The sequence below is a fragment of the Pseudomonas sp. L5B5 genome (assembly GCF_020520285.1).
GTDB lineage: Bacteria > Pseudomonadota > Gammaproteobacteria > Pseudomonadales > Pseudomonadaceae > Aquipseudomonas.
This window is the reverse complement of sequence record NZ_CP084742.1, coordinates 1,904,149-1,920,946: the sequence shown is the minus strand read 5'-3', so window position 1 is coordinate 1,920,946 and position 16,798 is coordinate 1,904,149. Positions and strand designations below refer to the sequence as shown.

The window sequence follows — 16,798 nt, the reverse complement described above, 5'->3', positions numbered from 1 at the left end:
TGGTAAGGCTCGTTTCTCGCGACAACGGGCTACTTGGCCACTCGACAGGCAGCGATGGCATCGAGGGCTCGGGTTCTCAGCTCGGCGCTGGGTTGTTTGGTTTTGCTCATCAGTTCCTTGATTTCCTCGGTAGTGAATTTTTCATTCAGTTTCTCGGCACCGCAGGCACAATGCTTTTCGGCGCTCTTGGCGTCGATGCTCTGGCTGGCCGCTGCTGTGCAGTCTTTCATGTAGTCGGCGCGGGCGCCGGCTGGCCAGGCGGCCTGTGCGCTCAAGGGCAGCAGCAGGGCAAGCGGGGCAGCGAGGGCAAGCAGGTTGGTGAGGCGCATGAGTCGGTTTCTCCTGAAGTCGGTGGCAAGGACGACGATTCTCGAGGTATTCGAGGACCGACGCACATGCCAAGTTCACTTTCTTCAATAAAAGACCGGAAACTGCATTTTGCGAATTTGCCGCGCGATGATTGCGATTTATCTGTGCTAGGATGCTCGGCTTGGGCGTTTTCAGGCTGTGGGCGTTTCATTTTCCCGCGCGGTTGATGCCTTTTTTGATTTGAACCCCAGTCACTCTGGTTTACTCCTGACAGGCCGAAAGGTCTCTGCCACTGTGAGGCAGGCTTTCCCATGGGAAAGGCAGGATGGATCTTGTACTGGCTCATCCCAACCCACGTGACCTTTGGTAGGGGTCACCACTAGGAGAGGAGGCGCCATGCCCACTATTACTCTTCCCGATGGCAGTCAACGTTCGTTCGACAAGGCCGTATCCGTAGCTGAAGTTGCCGCCTCGATTGGCGCAGGCCTGGCCAAGGCCACCCTGGCTGGCAAGGTCGATGGCAAGCTGGTCGACGCTTGCGACCTGATCGAGCATGACGCCACCTTGCAGATCATTACCCCCAAAGATGAAGAGGGACTGGAGATCATCCGTCACTCGTGCGCCCACTTGATTGGCCACGCGGTGAAGCAACTGTACCCGACCGCCAGGATGGTGATCGGCCCGGTGATCGACGAAGGCTTCTATTACGATATCGCCTACGAGCGTCCCTTCACTCCGGACGACCTGGTCGCCATCGAGCAGCGTATGCACCAGTTGATCGACAAGGACTACGATGTCATCAAGAAGATGACCCCGCGCGCCGAAGTCATCGACGTGTTCCAGAACCGTGGCGAAGACTACAAGTTGCGCTTGGTGGAGGACATGCCGAACGAAACCGCCATGGGCCTGTACTATCACGAAGAATATGTCGACATGTGCCGCGGTCCGCACGTGCCGAACACGCGTTTCCTCAAGGCATTCAAACTGACCAAGCTGTCCGGTGCCTACTGGCGCGGCGATGCCAAGAATGAGCAGTTGCAGCGCGTCTATGGCACTGCCTGGGCCGACAAGAAGCAATTGGCCGCCTATATCCAGCGCATCGAAGAAGCCGAAAAGCGTGACCATCGCAAGATCGGCAAGCAACTGGACCTGTTCCACCTTCAGGAAGAAGCGCCAGGCATGGTGTTCTGGCACGCCAACGGCTGGACCATCTATCAGGTACTCGAGCAGTACATGCGCAACATTCAGCGCGAAAACGGCTACCTCGAGATCAAGACTCCGCAAGTCGTCGACCGTATCCTTTGGGAGCGTTCCGGGCACTGGTCCAACTACGCCGAGAACATGTTCACCACGTCCTCGGAAAGCCGTGACTACGCGGTCAAGCCGATGAACTGCCCATGCCACGTGCAGGTGTTCAACCAGGGGTTGAAGTCCTATCGTGACCTGCCACTGCGTCTGGCCGAGTTCGGTGCCTGTCACCGTAACGAGCCTTCTGGCGCCCTGCACGGCATCATGCGCGTGCGCGGCTTTGTCCAGGACGATGCGCACATTTTCTGCACCGAAGATCAGGTCAAGAAAGAAGCTGCCGATTTCATCAAGCTGACCCTGGATGTCTACAAGGACTTCGGCTTTGCCGATATCGCCATGAAGCTGTCGACCCGTCCGGTCAAGCGCGTGGGGTCCGAAGAGCTGTGGGATCGCGCCGAAGGCGCCCTGGCTGACGCCCTGAATGAATCTGGTCTGGAGTGGGAGTATCAGCCGGGCGAAGGTGCATTCTACGGTCCGAAGATCGAGTTCACCTTGCGCGACTGCCTCGGCCGTAATTGGCAGTGCGGCACCCTGCAGTACGATCCGAACCTTCCGGAGCGTCTGGATGCCAGCTATATCGCCGAAGATAACAGCCGAAAGCGCCCGGTCATGCTGCATCGCGCGATCCTCGGTTCGTTCGAGCGCTTCATCGGCATGCTGATCGAGCACTATGCTGGTGTATTCCCGGCTTGGCTGGCTCCCACCCAGGCAGTGATCATGAATATCACTGACAAACAGGCCGATTTTGCCCTCGAGGTGGAAAAAACACTCAATCAAAGCGGATTTCGTGCCAAGTCCGACTTGAGAAATGAAAAGATCGGCTTTAAAATCCGCGAGCATACTTTGCTCAAGGTTCCCTATCTCTTGGTTATTGGAGATCGGGAGGTCGAGATGCAGACTGTCGCTGTGCGCACCCGTGAAGGTGAAGATTTGGGCTCGATGCCTATCGCCCAGTTCTCGGCGTTGCTCGCACAAGCGGTTTCCCGGCGTGGTCGCCAAGATTCGGAGTAATTACTATTAAGCGTGATATGAGACAAGATAAACGAGCTGCACCGAAGGCCCCGATCAACGAGAATATCTCGGCACGCGAGGTTCGGTTAATTGGCGCTGACGGCGAGCAGATTGGCATCGTCTCGATTGATGAAGCGCTCCGTATAGCTGAAGAAGCCAAACTGGATCTGGTGGAGATTTCCGCCGATGCAGTCCCACCTGTTTGTCGGGTGATGGACTATGGCAAGTCGATCTTCGAAAAGAAGAAGCAACTTGCTGCTGCTAAGAAGAACCAGAAGCAGATTCAGGTTAAAGAAATCAAGTTTCGTCCAGGGACGGAGGAAGGGGACTACCAGGTAAAACTACGCAACCTGGTGCGTTTCCTGAGTGACGGGGACAGGGCCAAGGTTTCCTTGCGATTCCGCGGCCGTGAGATGGCCCACCAGGAGCTGGGGATGGAACTCCTCAAGCGGGTTGAAACTGACCTGCAAGAGTACGGTTCGGTCGAACAGCATCCTAAGATGGAAGGACGCCAGCTGATCATGGTCATCGCCCCGAAAAAGAAGAAGTAATCAACAGGGCACGGCAGGCCTTCTGATTATGTTTATCAACTGAATGCGGAGTATCCGAACATGCCAAAGATGAAAACCAAAAGTGGTGCTGCTAAGCGGTTTCTGAAAACTGCTAACGGTATCAAGCACAAGCACGCTTTCAAGAGCCACATCCTGACCAAAATGTCGACCAAGCGTAAGCGTCAACTGCGCGGTAGCAGCTTGCTGCATCCGTCTGACGTGGCAAAAGTCGAGCGCATGCTGCGCCTTCGTTAATTTTTGGATCAAGACTAGAGGAAGTAACTCATGGCTCGTGTAAAGCGTGGCGTCATTGCCCGTAAGCGTCACAAAAAAATTCTGAAACTTGCTAAAGGCTACTACGGTGCACGCTCGCGCGTATTCCGTGTTGCCAAGCAAGCGGTAATCAAGGCAGGCCAATACGCCTACCGTGACCGTCGTCAGAAAAAACGTCAGTTCCGCGCTCTGTGGATCGCTCGTATCAACGCTGGTGCTCGTACCAACGGCCTGTCGTACAGCCGTCTGATCGCTGGTCTGAAAAAAGCGTCCATCGAGATCGACCGTAAGGTTCTGGCTGATCTGGCAGTGAACGAAAAAGCGGCGTTTGCTGCGATTGTCGAGAAAGCTAAAGCCACCTTGGCTTAAGTACCCACGACAGTCATCCGGGCTCACCTTCGTGGGCTCTGGTGTTAAACGTCATAAATAGGGGAAGAGCCTTCAAGCTCTTCCCCTATTTTGTATCTGGAGTCTGTACATGGAAAACCTGGATGCGCTGGTTTCTCAAGCACTTGAGGCCGTGCAACACGCTGAAGACATCAATGCCCTGGAGCAGATCCGGGTTCACTTCCTTGGCAAGAAGGGCGAACTGACTCAGGTGATGAAGACCCTGGGCAATTTGCCAGCCGAAGAGCGTCCGCAGGTCGGAGCGCTGATCAACGTTGCCAAGGAGCGTGTGACAGAGGTTCTCAATGCTCGGAAGGCTGCCTTCGAGGAGGCGGAACTCAGCGCCAAGCTTGCCGCCGAGTGCATTGATGTGACCCTGCCGGGCCGTGGCCAGACCTCTGGCGGTCTGCACCCGATTACGCGGACCCTGGAACGTATCGAACAGTTCTTCACTCATATCGGCTATGGCATTGCCGAAGGCCCTGAGGTCGAAGACGACTATCACAACTTTGAGGCGCTCAACATCCCAGGCCACCACCCGGCCCGGTCGATGCATGACACCTTCTATTTCAATGCGAACATGTTGTTGCGCACCCACACCTCTCCGGTACAGGTGCGCACCATGGAATCGCAGCAGCCGCCGATTCGCATCGTCTGCCCAGGCCGTGTGTACCGTAGCGACTCCGATATCACCCACTCGCCGATGTTCCACCAGGTCGAAGGCCTGCTGGTCGATCGCGACATCAATTTTGCTGACCTGAAGGGCACTATCGAGGAATTCCTGCGGGTGTTCTTCGAGAAGGAACTGGCTGTGCGTTTTCGCCCTTCGTACTTCCCGTTCACCGAGCCATCCGCCGAAGTCGATATGGAGTGCGTGATGTGCAGCGGTAAAGGCTGCCGAGTTTGCAAGCAGACCGGCTGGCTGGAAGTCATGGGCTGCGGCATGGTTCACCCGAACGTGCTGCGTATGTCCGGGATTGATCCGGAAGAATTCCAGGGCTTTGCCTTCGGCATGGGTGCCGAACGCCTGGCCATGCTGCGTTACGGGGTCAATGACTTGCGCCTGTTCTTCGACAACGACCTGCGGTTTCTTGCGCAATTTCGCTAGTCGCGCGTCCGTAACGAATCTATTAGGAGAGCAGGATGAAATTCAGTGAACAATGGCTGCGTGGCTGGGTTAGCCCGCAGGTAAGTCGTGACGAGTTGGTAGCCCGTCTATCGATGGCCGGTCTTGAGGTCGACAGCGTAACGCCGGCCGCCGGTGATTTTAGTGGTGTCGTGGTGGGCGAGGTGCTGAGCACCGAGCAGCACCCGGATGCCGACAAGCTGCGGGTGTGCCAGGTCAGTAATGGTTCCGAGACTTTCCAGGTTGTCTGTGGCGCGCCGAACGTGCGCCCGGGCCTGAAGATTCCGTTCGCGATGATCGGTGCTCAGTTGCCGGGCGACTTCAAGATCAAGAAAGCCAAGCTGCGTGGCGTTGAGTCCAACGGCATGCTGTGTTCCCAGGCTGAATTGCAGATTGGTGAAGGTAATGACGGCCTCATGGAGCTGCCGGCTGATGCCCCAGTGGGTGAGGACGTTCGCGCCTACCTGAGCCTGGACGATGCCAGCATCGAGGTTGACCTGACGCCCAACCGTGGCGACTGCCTGTCCCTGGCTGGCCTGGCTCGTGAAGTGGGTGCCCTTTACGCGACTAAAGTGCAGCGTCCGACAGTGACGGCAGTCCCGGCTGTGCATGATGAAGTGCGTCCGGTGGAGGTGCTGGCACCTGCAGCCTGCCCACGTTACCTGGGCCGGGTGATCCGTAATGTCGACCTTTCCAAGCCTACTCCGTTGTGGATGGTCGAGCGTCTGCGTCGTGCCGATGTGCGCAGTATCGATGCCGCAGTGGACATCACCAACTACGTGATGCTCGAGCTGGGCCAGCCGTTGCACGCCTTCGATCTCGCCGAGATCAATGGCGGTATCCGCGTACGCATGGCCGAAGAGGGCGAGAAGCTGGTATTGCTCGATGGCCAGGAAGTGACCCTGCGCAGCGATACCCTGGTGATCGCCGACCATACCCGAGCCCTGGCGATCGCTGGCGTTATGGGTGGCGAGCACAGTGGTGTCACCGCCAAAACCCGTGACGTATTTCTGGAAAGTGCCTTCTTCGACCAGATCGCAGTTGCTGGCAAGGCGCGTTCCTATGGCCTGCATACCGATGCTTCCCATCGCTACGAGCGTGGTGTGGACTGGCAATTGGCTCGCGAAGCCATGGAGCGTGCTACCGGCTTGCTGTTGGAGATCACTGGCGGCGACGCAGGTCCGATCATTGAGACGGTCAGCCAGCAGCATCTACCATCAGTTGCGCCGGTCACCTTGCGTGCTGAACGCATCACCCAGATGCTGGGCATGGAAATCGCTGGTCCAGAAGTAGAGCGGCTGCTCTCCGGCCTGGATCTGACTGTAACTTCCGATGGGGCAGGGCAGTGGCGCGTTGATGTGCCGAGTCATCGTTTCGATATCAGCCTTGAGGTTGACTTGATCGAAGAGCTGGCACGTCTTTATGGCTACAACCGTTTGCCGGTTCGCTATCCACAGGCTCGCCTGGCACCTCAAGCCAAGGCTGAGGCACAAGGTGACCTGCCAGCATTGCGGCGTCTATTGGTGGCTCGTGGTTATCAGGAAGCGATCACCTACAGCTTTATCGATCCAAAGCTGTTCGAGCTGTTCAGCCCCGGTGTTGAGGCGCTGCTGTTGGCCAATCCTATTTCTGCGGATATGGCGGCCATGCGTTCCTCCTTGTGGCCGGGTCTGGTCAAGGCGCTGCAGCACAACCTGAACCGCCAGCAGGATCGTGTCCGGATGTTTGAAAGTGGCCTGCGGTTCGTCGGTCAACTGGAAGGCTTGAAACAGCAGCAGATGCTGGCGGGCATCGTCTGTGGCACCCGATTGCCTGAAGGTTGGGCTCAAGGCCGTGATGGCGTGGATTTCTTCGACGTCAAGGCGGATGTTGAGGCAGTGCTGGGCTTTGCTGGTGCCCTGGATGCGTTCACTTTCGTACCGGGGAAGCACCCTGCGCTGCATCCGGGCCAGACTGCACGTATCGAACGTGATGGTTGTGAAGTCGGATACCTTGGGGCCATTCACCCGGAGTTGGCGAAGTCACTCGGCCTCGATCGTCCGGTCTTCGTGTTTGAGTTGGTCCTGAGCGAAGTGGCTCAAGGTCGTTTGCCGAAGTTCCGCGAACTGTCGCGCTTCCCTGAAGTGCGCCGTGATTTGGCCCTGCTGGCAGATCGTGATGTTGCCGCCAGCTCGGTGCTTGATGTCATCCGCGAGAATGCTGGTGAGTGGCTGACCGACCTCAGGCTATTTGACGTGTATCAGGGTAAAGGCATTGATCCTCATAGAAAAAGCCTCGCCGTTGGCTTGACCTGGCAGCATCCATCGCGCACTCTTAATGACGATGAGGTGAACTCAGCGACGCAAAATATCCTCACCTCGCTCGAACAAAGGTTGAACGCCACGCTAAGGAAGTGACGTATGGGGGCTCTGACGAAAGCTGAAATGGCCGAACGTCTCTACGAAGAGCTGGGCCTGAATAAACGCGAGGCCAAGGAATTGGTCGAGCTATTCTTTGAAGAAATCAGGCACGCTCTCGAAGATAACGAACAGGTCAAATTGTCCGGTTTCGGTAACTTCGATCTTCGGGATAAACGCCAGCGTCCTGGCCGTAACCCGAAAACGGGTGAAGAAATCCCGATCACGGCCCGCCGTGTGGTCACCTTTCGTCCAGGGCAGAAGTTGAAGGCCCGAGTTGAGGCTTATGCTGGAACCAAGTCATAACGACGAGCTCCCGGTCATCCCGGGCAAGCGCTACTTCACCATTGGTGAGGTCAGCGAGCTCTGTGCGGTCAAACCGCATGTGCTGCGTTATTGGGAGCAGGAGTTTCCTCAACTCAACCCCGTCAAACGCCGCGGAAACCGCCGGTATTATCAGCGCCAGGATGTGCTGATGATCCGGCAGATCCGTGCGCTGCTGTACGACCAGGGATTCACCATCGGCGGGGCGCGCCTTCGCCTCTCCGGTGATGAGGCCAAAGACGATACGACCCAGTACAAGCAACTGATCCGTCAGATGATCTCTGAGCTGGAAGATGTGCTTGTGGTACTCAAGAAGTAATTTTCTGCTTTAAATACTTCCACTTTTCAAAAGCTTGCGGTATATTCCTCAGCGTTTCCTGAGAAGTGAAACGAGTTTCACGCCTAGTCGGGGCGTAGCGCAGTCCGGTAGCGCACTAGCATGGGGTGCTAGGGGTCGAGTGTTCGAATCACTCCGTCCCGACCATATTTTTCAATGACTTAGCCGCTTTCGAGCGGCTTTGTTGTTTCTGCCATAGTGACTTTTCGAGTGACCTTGGCCTTTTCTTTCATGCCTCCCTTCTTTTCAGAATCGTCGGTGCTGGTGCGCGCGAGTCGGTTGCTGATACCTTATTTACTGCTGCAATGAGCTGATCCAGTTCCGCCGCTGAGTAGTGACTGGTGATGCTGCCATTCTTGTGGCCGAGCAGTGTCTTCCTGTCCTCCTCAGTCACGCCTGCTGCACGCAGCCTTCTCCCAAAGGTATGCATGTGCATCAGTCGTGAATGCGGATTCTGGCACGCCATCATGCGCGGGCCGCAGGAACTTCTCCTGCCACTTCTTCGCTGCTCTGATCCTGGCTTTTTCCAGGCCGAGTTGTTCATGCGGTGTACCGTAGTTTCACTCCCCTCGCCATAAGGCTTGCCAAACGGGAAAATGTAGAGCGGATGCTTTCCGCGCTGCTTCTCGATCACTGATTTGGCCACATCATTCAAAACTACCAGGCGCTCGTCTCGGTTCTTCACACCAGACCTGGCGCCTCTCGCCCTAGATCCAGCGAGGATCAGAAAGACGCTAGTTCCCAGTTCGGCACTGTAATCTCCCAATTCCACTGAAGCTTGCACACTTCCTGCTCCCGGCACCCTCGTGTTGACCTTGAACATCGCCATGGTCTGCAGATGAGCTGGCAACTCAGCGAATAGGATCAAACAACTCATATCGAGATTACAAGGATGGCGAATACGCTTAATGATATGGCGACAGAATATTTCGCCACCTATCGCTCTGACAGCACGCCATTCGACACGACCGTTAACTTCTATGATGAAAACCCAGCAATTGCAGAGCTGAAGGCTTCGAAGCTGCGCATCAGCTTGTGTGAACACTACAAGCCATCTCGAGTGCACGTGAGCATTCAGGGAGCCCAATACATTATTCAAATCGACAGACCTTAGGTCCTGTTGACACCATTAAGCCTCGGCATTTGCCGAGACTTTTTCGTTTCTAAAGCGTCGATGGACGCGACCAGATTCAGTCGGGTGAGGCCTCCTGACCGTGGATACGAATGGTTAAAATAAATACTGGTTGTATATCCAGTATTTTATTGAGATAATGATTCCACTCCTCGTATCCAAAAGCAGTGAAATCCAGCTTGCTGCTGATGCCTACCTCTTGGATCGAGTGAAAGCCATGAGCTTCGAGCAATCGCCTGTGAGCGACGTGAAAGCGGAATCTCCGCGACCGATTATTCGACTCAATAGGTGGTTAATATGAACGCAGTAAAAGTTGGCAAGAATTACCTGACAGTAAACCCGGGTAGCAATGTGGTTCAGGTTGTATCTGCTGCAGCAAACACCTCCGGAGTGATTGTTAGCACTTGCCTCATCAGCACGTCCAATGGCGGGGTGGGAGTGTTCACTGGTACTTCTGCTCCTTCGAGCATTGCCGACCAATCCAAGCCAATAATTTTCTCCGCAAACGCGAGCTCGGCTGTGGGCACCGGCTCTGAGCTTGCGCTGCCATACCCACTGTTTCTCCCTGCTGGTCAAGGTTTGTGGGTTGCTGCAAGTGTTCCAGGTGCGGCGGTTGCGCTGACCTGGGATGTCTTGGCTTGATCTGAGAGTGTGCTCAGCTATCTAGACTTCGCGGATGAGGCGAGTCACTGCGCTTCGAAAACGCTTAGCCTATCCTTCGCCTCGGCACCTGCCGGGGCTTTTTCATTTGCGCTCCTAAAAAGGGAGGAATTGAGTTGACCCCAATGCCAGAACAGAATCCCGATCTATGAGGGGCATCGTTGGCATGGCTTTCTGATAGCGCATTGGGCTTGGATGCTGAGCCCAAACCAGGGGATCGGATGCGACGTTGTATAGCGACTCGAAGTCAGTGGCCTCTAGAAGGCGCAGTTCTAGCGACTCGCCCACAATTGACCGTGGCACTGGTAGCGATTGCATCATTTTTCCTTTGGGGCGGATGATTGCTGTCCCTTCCACCGTCATCAGACAGTGGGGCATGAGAGTAGGTGCGCCGTAGGCGAGTGCGACACCAATTTATTGAGTCGCTGCGTTCTGGATCTTCTTAGCCAGGCTGGAAAGTTGGCCTAGCGCTTTCTCTAGGTCATCAACGTGCCCGCCTGAATCTGCAGTGTTATTAGCCCGATTGCCACCCTGATCGTGTTGGCCTGGCCTGGTTCTAATAAACAGCCCCTAACAGATGATGGCAAGCCCCCTGAAACTCATTCCTGAACTGCTGAGCCAGCCCTGCGGATAAACCGATCCCGGCAGGTGCAGTTGTGGCTGCTCATGGATTTCTTCGGACATGCGCCGCCCTCAGTGGAGGAATACAGCAAGAGTCGATTTAGTGGCGTATTGAAATTACGATCATGCTCTTCTTAAAGGGGGGATTCGATGTTTCCAGTTGAGTGCCTCGCCCACGCACCCCATGATCGAAAAGGCATTGAACAGCACCGTGACCCGGAACCCAGCTAATTCATGGCCTATTCCATCGTTCCTGCGCAACCAGTTCCATTCCCGATATTTTTAGCGATTGAGACCAAAAAGCTTCAAATGACTCAACCCGGGATGCTAGGTTTGTCGTGTTATCGCTCACAAGCTTGTGTAGGAAAATGCCATGGAACCTCAGGTTGTTGAAAACAAACGCATGGGCGTGGAGGAGTTGACCGGTCAGATCGTCACTGGCGTGACCTTTCTTGATTGCGATTTTTCCCGGGTCGATCTGTCGGAAACCCAGTTCATCGACTGCAGCTTCTACGACCCCGACCGCCAGGTCGGTTGCAACTTTCGCAGTGCCAAGTTGAAGGGCGCCTCGTTCAAGCGTTGCGACCTGACCGTCTGCATCTTCAACTTCGCCAGCGCGCTGGGACTGGAGATCAGCGAGTGCAAGGCGCAAGGTGCCGATTTCAGCAGCGCCAGCTTCATGAACGTGATCTCCAGCAAATCCTGGTTCTGCAACGCCTATATCAACAAGAGCAACCTGGCCTACGCGAACTTTTCCAAGGTCAACCTCGAGAAGTGCGAGCTGTGGGACAACCGCTGGACGGGCGCCAACGTGACCGGGGCCAGCTTCGCCGGGTCGGACATGTCCGGTGGCGAGTTCAGCCTGTTCGATTGGCGATCCGCCGATTTTACCGGCTGCGACCTGACCAACTCGCAGCTGGGTGACCTGGATATTCGCCTGGTCAACCTGGATGGGGTGAAGCTCGACCGTGATCAGATGAATCACCTCGCCGCCCACCTCGGGATCAATGTGATCGGCTGACCTGGTGTGATGCCCCTGTGAACCCGCTACTGCGGTTTTTTTATTGTTCGCAGGTGGTCATTGCTCCTTGTGCAGCGCCCGGGCCGGATTACCGCAGACGGTGGTATAGGGCGGCACACTACTAGTCACCACCGGGCCCATGCCCACCACGGCGCCTCGGCCAATGACGATGGGGCGCTGGTCGGTGCCTTACCTGATGATTGTCCCGGCGCCGAGGTAGTCATCCGCAGAGCGGACGCAAGCCCCACCTTGACCTGCAGGTCCAGTATCCAGAAGATGCCTCCCTTCAACCCCGGCTCAGGAGAGGGCATGCAGGCGCACGACGGTTACTTCCAAATCACCCCCGAGGATCTGCAAGGGCACTCCCTGGCGGAGCTGGCCGCCAGCCAGTCGTTGCCGGTGCGAGGCGTGGGCCTGGATCTGAGCGGGCAGGATCTGTCGCGCATCGACCTGGCCGGAGCCCATTTCGAGCGGTGCAGTTTCAGCGCAGCCAACCTCACTGCCGCCAACCTGAGCAACAGCCGTTGGCTCAGTTGCCGTGCCGGCCAGGCGATCCTGCGTTCGGCCGTGCTCACCGATGCGTGTTTCGAACGCTGCGACCTGAACAACACCCTGTGGCAACGCAGCAAGGTCGCCCATGTGCAGTTCGACGGCTGCAAGCTTACAGGCGCCAACTTCGCCGATGCCTCGGCCCTGGGCGTGAACTTCTCCGACTGCCTGCTCAATAGCGCCATGCTGTCCGGCATCTCGTTCTACAAGGCACAGCTGTACCGCATCGACTTCAGCGAGGCGGACCTGACCTACTGCGACTTTCGCAAGGCGGTGTTCATCGAAGGTGGCAGCCTGTCCCTGGCCCGGGTGAACAATGCCCGCTTCGACGACGCCGACCTGCGCGAGGCTAGCTTGCAGGGCCTGCGGCTGGTGGACGCGAAGCTGTTCAAGGGCGCGATCATTTCCCGCAGCCAGGCCGGCATGCTATTGGCCGGGCTGGGCCTGACGGTACTTTGACTCAGGCCTCCCCGGCGGCCTGTTGCGCCTGGTGCAAGCCTTCGATCACCCCGATAAACGCCTGCGCCAGGTGGCTGCGCTTTTGGCCGTGGGTCAGGACCAGCAAGGGGGCCGTGGCACCCAGGTCCGCCACGGGCCGATAGCTCACGCCTTTTTTCGCCAGGGTCCGGGTACAGCGCGGCACCAGGGCGATGCCTTGGCCGGCGGCCACCAGGGCGATGATCGAGGTGATCTGCCGCCCGCTGGGCCCCGGGCGCAGGGGCAGGCCATGGCCACGGTACAGCTGCTCGATGGCTTCGTTGAGCCCCGAGCCATATCCGGTCGGAAACAGGATCAAGGGATATTCGCTGAGTTCGGCCAGGGTCACTTGGGCCTGTGCCGCCAGCGGGCTGTCGCTGGCCAGCGCCGCCACCAGCGGCTCGTCCCCCAGGGACAAGGTGTGGATCTCCTGCCAGTCGTCCGGAGGCTGCATCCGGCTCAGGCCGATGTCGATACGCCCATCGGCGATCTGTGCCCACTGACTGGCGGAAGCGCCCTCCACCAGCGTCAGCTGTACCTCGGGAAAACGCTGGGCGAAGGCCTGGATCGCCTGGCTGAACAGCTCCGACAGGGCGATCGAGCTGGCGTAACCCACGGCCAGTTGCCCGGCGCTGCCAGCGGCCAGTTTGGTGGCCATGGTCTGGGCCCGCTCCACCTGTTCCAGGACTGCCCGGGCATAGGGCAGAAAATGCTGGCCCTGGGCGGTCAGGGACACGCTACGGCTGGTGCGGTCGAACAGGCGGAACCCCAGTTCGGTTTCCAGCGCCGAGATCTGGCGGGTCAGGGGCGGCTGCGCAAGGTGCAAGCGCAACGCGGCGCGGCCGAAGTGCAATTCCTCGGCGACGGTCAGAAAGTAACGCAGCCTGCGTAGATCGAGCATCCTGTTCCCCGGGTATTGATCGGTCGGAAATCGGTATTGGTCTGGGTCGGCTGGCGTATTTTATAAAGGCCTTTCGTCATAAAACGAGAGGTTTCATGAATCCCCCCCTGCATCGTGTCCGCCTGGCCCTGTTCTTGTGTGGCTGCGCAGCCTTCCTCAACCTGTATGCGACCCAGGGCATTCTTGCCGTGTTCGCCCAGGCGTTTTCGGTGAGCGTCAGGGAGGCCGGCTGGAGCATCACCGCCACCACCCTGGCGGTCGCGGTCAGCGCCCCCTTTACCAGCCGCCTGACCGGTGCTTTCGATCAGCGTCGGGTGATCGTGCTGGCCGCCTTGGCGCTGGCGTTGCCGACCTTGCTGGTGGCCTGCGCCGGCACCTTCGCCCAGCTGTTGCTGTGGCGCTTCGTCGAGGGCCTGTTGATCCCCGTGGTGTTCGCCACCAGCGTGGCCTATATCGGCGACCGCTGGAGGGGCGGCACGGTTACCGAAGTCACCAGCCTGTATGTAGCCGGCACCGTGCTTGGCGGGTTTGCCGGGCGCTTTGTCACCGGCATCGCCACCCAATACCTGGGCTGGCGCGAGGCCTTTGTCGTACTGGCGGGCCTGAGCCTGCTGATCGGCCTGGCCATCTACTGGCTGTTGCCTGCCAATCCTGGCGTGATCGGGCAGCGCCGGCCAACGCAAGCCGGTGCCTGGCGCCAGCTGTGCAGCAAACCCTTGCTGGCGACCTACGCCGTGGGCTTTTGCGTGCTGTTCTCGCAAGTGGCCACCTTCACCTACGCCGGGCTCTACCTCAGCCAGCCGCCATTCGATCTGGGACCGGCGGCCCTGGGGACGCTCTACGGCGTGTTCCTGCTGGCGCTGGTGGTGATCCCCATCGCGGGGCGCCTGAGCAAGTCACGGCCCCAGGTCGAGCTGCTGGTGGTGGCAGCCGTGCTGGGTGTCTGCGGGTCGGCCCTGAGCGTGTTGTCTTCATTGTGGCTGATGGTCCTGGGCCTGGCCCTGAGCTCCACCGGGGTGTTCCTGGCCCAGGCAGCGGCCAATGCCTTCACCACGGCCACCGCCGGCACGCACAAGGCCGGCGCGGTCGGGTTGTACCTGACCTGTTACTACCTGGGGGGCAGCTGCGGTGCGGTGGTTCCGGCGGTGCTCTGGCATCACTGGGGCTGGCCGGGCTGCGTCGCGCTGATCGCGGTCTTCCAGGTACTGGCTCTGCTGATTGGCTGGCACGGCTGGCGCTCCCCGCAGCCACGTCCCCGGCTGGCCAGCTGACTCAACCGAGAAGGACAATACCCAATGACCCCGAGTGACCTGCCCGTGCGCCAGAGCCAGTTGCTCAAGTGCGCCGAGCCCTTGCTCAACGACATGCCCGCCAGCTCCCTGAAACATGCACTGTTCGAGGCGTTCTGGAGCCAGGAACGCAGCCTGCTGGCCATCGAGGATGCCTTTGTGCTGCTCGTTGCACACCCGGTGCCGATGGATGAGTTGCTCGGGTTCTTCGCCGGCTGGTGGCACACCCATGACGACCGGCGTAGCACTCGGAGTCTGGCCAGCCACCTGGCGTCGCTGGTCGAGACCGTCCCTCTGTCATCCGCTCGCAGCGGACTCGTCCGGACCGTACACCGTCTGCAGCGGCTGAACGCCGATGGGTTGGATGGGGCAGGCCAGGCGGGTTCACCGGGCTTGTTCAATGCCGTGGCCAGCGCTGTCTGCGGCAGCGAACGCTGGGCGGTCCGGGAACCCAGTGCGCCCGCAGCCCTGGTGTTTGGCCAGTGGTTCGACGCCTGCTGCCAGGATCGACACGACCCGTTGCCAGGATTGCTGGCTACCCTGGTCCGGCATGTCTATGTGTGGATCGAGGCGCGCTATCTCCAGCCCCTGTTCAGACGCTGGCTGGCGCCCGAGCGGGGCTGGCCGGTGCAGGTCGCCCACGCCACGCAAGCCTGGTTCCAGCTGCACGCCGGACCGGCCCAGGTCGGGCGCTTCCTGGAGGCCCTGGCAGCCCTCGAGGATTTTACCCAGGCCATGGCGGTCGCGCCGGGCCAGCCTGCTGCCCGCGCAGTCTTTGCCCAGTACCTGTATCGCCGTTCCCGGGCAATGCTCGATTGCGCCCGCACCTTGCCTGTCCCTGCTTCCAACCCATCGGGTCAGCACCATGAATGATCAGCACCGTGCAACGCCCGATCCGGCTCCCGCCCGGCCTGCCCAGGTGCGGCGTCGTTCGTTGCTGGCGGGTTGCAGCGCCCATGCCGTGCACGATGGCCTCACCGATGTGATCTATGTCCTGCTGCCGGTATGGCAGGCACAGTTCGCCCTGAGCTACGCCCAGATCGGCCTGTTGCGTGGGGTCTATGCCGGGACGATGGCCGGCGTCCAGCTGCTGGCTAGCCGGGCGGCCAGGCACTGGGGGCGCGAGCGCCTGCTGGTGGGCGGCACCGCGCTCGCCGGGCTGGCCTACCTGCTAGCCGGGCAGGCGACGGGGCTGGGCGTGCTGCTCTTGGCGCTGCTGCTCGGTGGCCTGGGGGCCAGTACCCAGCATCCGCTGGCCTCCTCGCTGATCACCGATACCCATGAAGCCGGTGGTGGGGTCAAGGAGGCGCTGGCGCAGTACAACTTCGCTGGCGACATCGGCAAGACCCTGGTTCCCGGCCTGGTGGGCCTGTTGCTGGCGGTGATCAGCTGGCGTGCCAGCGTCACCCTGGTGGGTGTGCTGGGGCTGGTGGCGGCCGGGCTGCTGTGGTGGCTGATCCCGTCCCGGGCCAGCACCTCGGCCATGCGTGGCAAGGCGCCTACCACTGCAGGTCCTCGGGGGGCGCCCCGCGGGCTGTGGGCACTGATCGTCACCGGCACTCTGGACAGCGCGGTGCGCATGGGTTTCCTGACCTTTCTGCCGTTCCTGCTCAAGGCCAAGGGCGCTGGCAGCGCCGGCATCGGCCTGGCCCTGACCCTGCTGTTCATCGGTGGTGCGTTCGGCAAGCTGTTCTGCGGTTACCTCGGGGCGCGCATCGGCATGATGAAGACCGTCTGGCTGACCGAGTCCAGCACAGCCGGCCTGATCGTGCTGGCGGTCATGCTGCCCTATGGCGGGCTGATGCTGATGTTGCCGCTGCTGGGCCTGGTACTCAACGGCACCTCGTCGGTGCTGTATGGCGCCGTGCCGGACCTGGTGGGCAGTGCCAAGCGCGACCAGGCCTTCTCGCTGTTCTATACCGGCACCATCGGCGGTGGGGCGCTCGCTCCAGTGCTGGCCGGGTTGCTCAGCGACGCCGTCGGGGTCACGGTGGCGGTGATGGTACTGGCGGCGCTGCTGTTCCTGACACTGCCCTTGTCCTGGCATGTGCAGCGCCGGTTGCCGATCGATGACAGCGTCCCGCCCGCAACCGCCTGAGCATCGGCGCGGGGGAGGGCATAGCGCT

General features: G+C 59.3%; 16 protein-coding genes, 1 tRNA gene and 1 pseudogene. 15 read left to right on the top strand and 3 right to left on the bottom strand.

Annotation, left to right across the window (positions count from 1 at the left end):
* Window positions 1-29 precede the first annotated feature (29 nt).
* Window positions 30-329 carry a hypothetical protein gene (locus LGQ10_RS08570; protein ID WP_058433672.1) on the bottom strand — a complete coding sequence of 100 codons (300 nt, stop codon included), beginning with the start codon at window positions 327-329 and terminating at the stop codon, window positions 30-32.
* Window positions 330-705: 376 nt separating this feature from the next.
* Here LGQ10_RS08570 and thrS point away from each other — a divergent pair, with 376 nt between their 5' ends.
* The 9 genes from thrS (at window position 706) to LGQ10_RS08525 (ending at window position 8,169) form a co-directional block, all read left to right on the top strand.
* A complete protein-coding gene (gene thrS / locus LGQ10_RS08565; RefSeq protein WP_226525296.1) occupies window positions 706-2,628 on the top strand; it encodes a threonine--tRNA ligase in 1,923 nt (640 codons plus the stop codon).
* Window positions 2,628-3,179, top strand: a complete 552-nt coding sequence (infC, locus tag LGQ10_RS08560) for a translation initiation factor IF-3 (protein ID WP_172681693.1) — start codon at window positions 2,628-2,630, stop codon at window positions 3,177-3,179. Before thrS ends, infC begins: the two co-directional genes overlap by 1 nt.
* Window positions 3,180-3,239: 60 nt before the next feature.
* Window positions 3,240-3,434 carry a 50S ribosomal protein L35 gene (rpmI, locus tag LGQ10_RS08555; protein ID WP_002553160.1) on the top strand — a complete coding sequence of 65 codons (195 nt, stop codon included), beginning with the start codon at window positions 3,240-3,242 and terminating at the stop codon, window positions 3,432-3,434.
* Between the two features lie 30 nt (window positions 3,435-3,464).
* Window positions 3,465-3,821 (top strand): 50S ribosomal protein L20, encoded by a 357-nt coding sequence (rplT, locus tag LGQ10_RS08550; RefSeq protein WP_016963673.1) that lies wholly within the window; start codon window positions 3,465-3,467, stop codon window positions 3,819-3,821.
* A 109-nt stretch (window positions 3,822-3,930) separates the two neighbouring features.
* A complete protein-coding gene (pheS, locus tag LGQ10_RS08545) occupies window positions 3,931-4,947 on the top strand; it encodes a phenylalanine--tRNA ligase subunit alpha (protein WP_011060419.1) in 1,017 nt (338 codons plus the stop codon).
* A 35-nt stretch (window positions 4,948-4,982) separates the two neighbouring features.
* Window positions 4,983-7,361, top strand: coding sequence for a phenylalanine--tRNA ligase subunit beta (pheT, locus tag LGQ10_RS08540; RefSeq protein ID WP_226525295.1), 2,379 nt, complete (start codon window positions 4,983-4,985; stop codon window positions 7,359-7,361).
* Between the two features lie 3 nt (window positions 7,362-7,364).
* On the top strand, window positions 7,365-7,667 hold the full coding sequence (gene ihfA / locus LGQ10_RS08535) for an integration host factor subunit alpha (protein WP_002553164.1): 303 nt from the start codon (window positions 7,365-7,367) through the stop codon (window positions 7,665-7,667).
* Window positions 7,648-8,004: a MerR family transcriptional regulator gene (locus LGQ10_RS08530; protein WP_007920509.1), complete on the top strand. Its 357-nt coding sequence runs from the start codon at window positions 7,648-7,650 to the stop codon at window positions 8,002-8,004. The genes ihfA and LGQ10_RS08530 overlap by 20 nt, the downstream gene beginning before the upstream one ends.
* 88 nt (window positions 8,005-8,092) lie before the next feature.
* Window positions 8,093-8,169 (top strand) — tRNA-Pro (locus tag LGQ10_RS08525).
* Window positions 8,170-8,251: 82 nt separating this feature from the next.
* Here the strand turns inward: LGQ10_RS08525 and LGQ10_RS08520 are convergent.
* A pseudogene (locus tag LGQ10_RS08520) lies at window positions 8,252-8,887 on the bottom strand (tyrosine-type recombinase/integrase); the annotation flags it as partial.
* Between the two features lie 564 nt (window positions 8,888-9,451).
* Here LGQ10_RS08520 and LGQ10_RS08515 point away from each other — a divergent pair.
* The 3 genes from LGQ10_RS08515 to LGQ10_RS08500 all read left to right on the top strand — a co-directional run bounded on the left by LGQ10_RS08515 (window position 9,452) and on the right by LGQ10_RS08500 (window position 12,464).
* Complete coding sequence (locus LGQ10_RS08515) at window positions 9,452-9,796, top strand: hypothetical protein (protein ID WP_226525294.1); 345 nt, start codon at window positions 9,452-9,454, stop codon at window positions 9,794-9,796.
* 1,012 nt (window positions 9,797-10,808) lie between these two features.
* On the top strand, window positions 10,809-11,456 hold the full coding sequence (locus LGQ10_RS08510) for a Qnr family pentapeptide repeat protein (RefSeq protein WP_226525293.1): 648 nt from the start codon (window positions 10,809-10,811) through the stop codon (window positions 11,454-11,456).
* A 309-nt stretch (window positions 11,457-11,765) separates the two neighbouring features.
* Complete coding sequence (locus LGQ10_RS08500) at window positions 11,766-12,464, top strand: pentapeptide repeat-containing protein (protein WP_226525292.1); 699 nt, start codon at window positions 11,766-11,768, stop codon at window positions 12,462-12,464.
* 1 nt (window position 12,465) lies between these two features.
* On the opposite strand, the gene LGQ10_RS08495 is transcribed toward LGQ10_RS08500, so the two are convergent.
* On the bottom strand, window positions 12,466-13,383 hold the full coding sequence (locus LGQ10_RS08495) for a LysR family transcriptional regulator (RefSeq protein WP_226525291.1): 918 nt from the start codon (window positions 13,381-13,383) through the stop codon (window positions 12,466-12,468).
* 95 nt (window positions 13,384-13,478) lie between these two features.
* On the opposite strand from LGQ10_RS08495, the gene LGQ10_RS08490 reads away from it, so the two are divergent.
* The 3 genes from LGQ10_RS08490 to LGQ10_RS08480 are packed head-to-tail and all read left to right on the top strand — an operon-like array spanning window position 13,479 to window position 16,770.
* Window positions 13,479-14,654, top strand: a complete 1,176-nt coding sequence (locus tag LGQ10_RS08490; RefSeq protein WP_226525290.1) for an MFS transporter — start codon at window positions 13,479-13,481, stop codon at window positions 14,652-14,654.
* A gap of 24 nt (window positions 14,655-14,678) precedes the next feature.
* Window positions 14,679-15,545, top strand: a complete 867-nt coding sequence (locus tag LGQ10_RS08485) for a hypothetical protein (RefSeq protein WP_226525289.1) — start codon at window positions 14,679-14,681, stop codon at window positions 15,543-15,545.
* Window positions 15,538-16,770, top strand: coding sequence for an MFS transporter (locus tag LGQ10_RS08480; RefSeq protein WP_226525288.1), 1,233 nt, complete (start codon window positions 15,538-15,540; stop codon window positions 16,768-16,770). Before LGQ10_RS08485 ends, LGQ10_RS08480 begins: the two co-directional genes overlap by 8 nt.
* The last annotated feature ends 28 nt before the right edge of the window (window positions 16,771-16,798 follow it).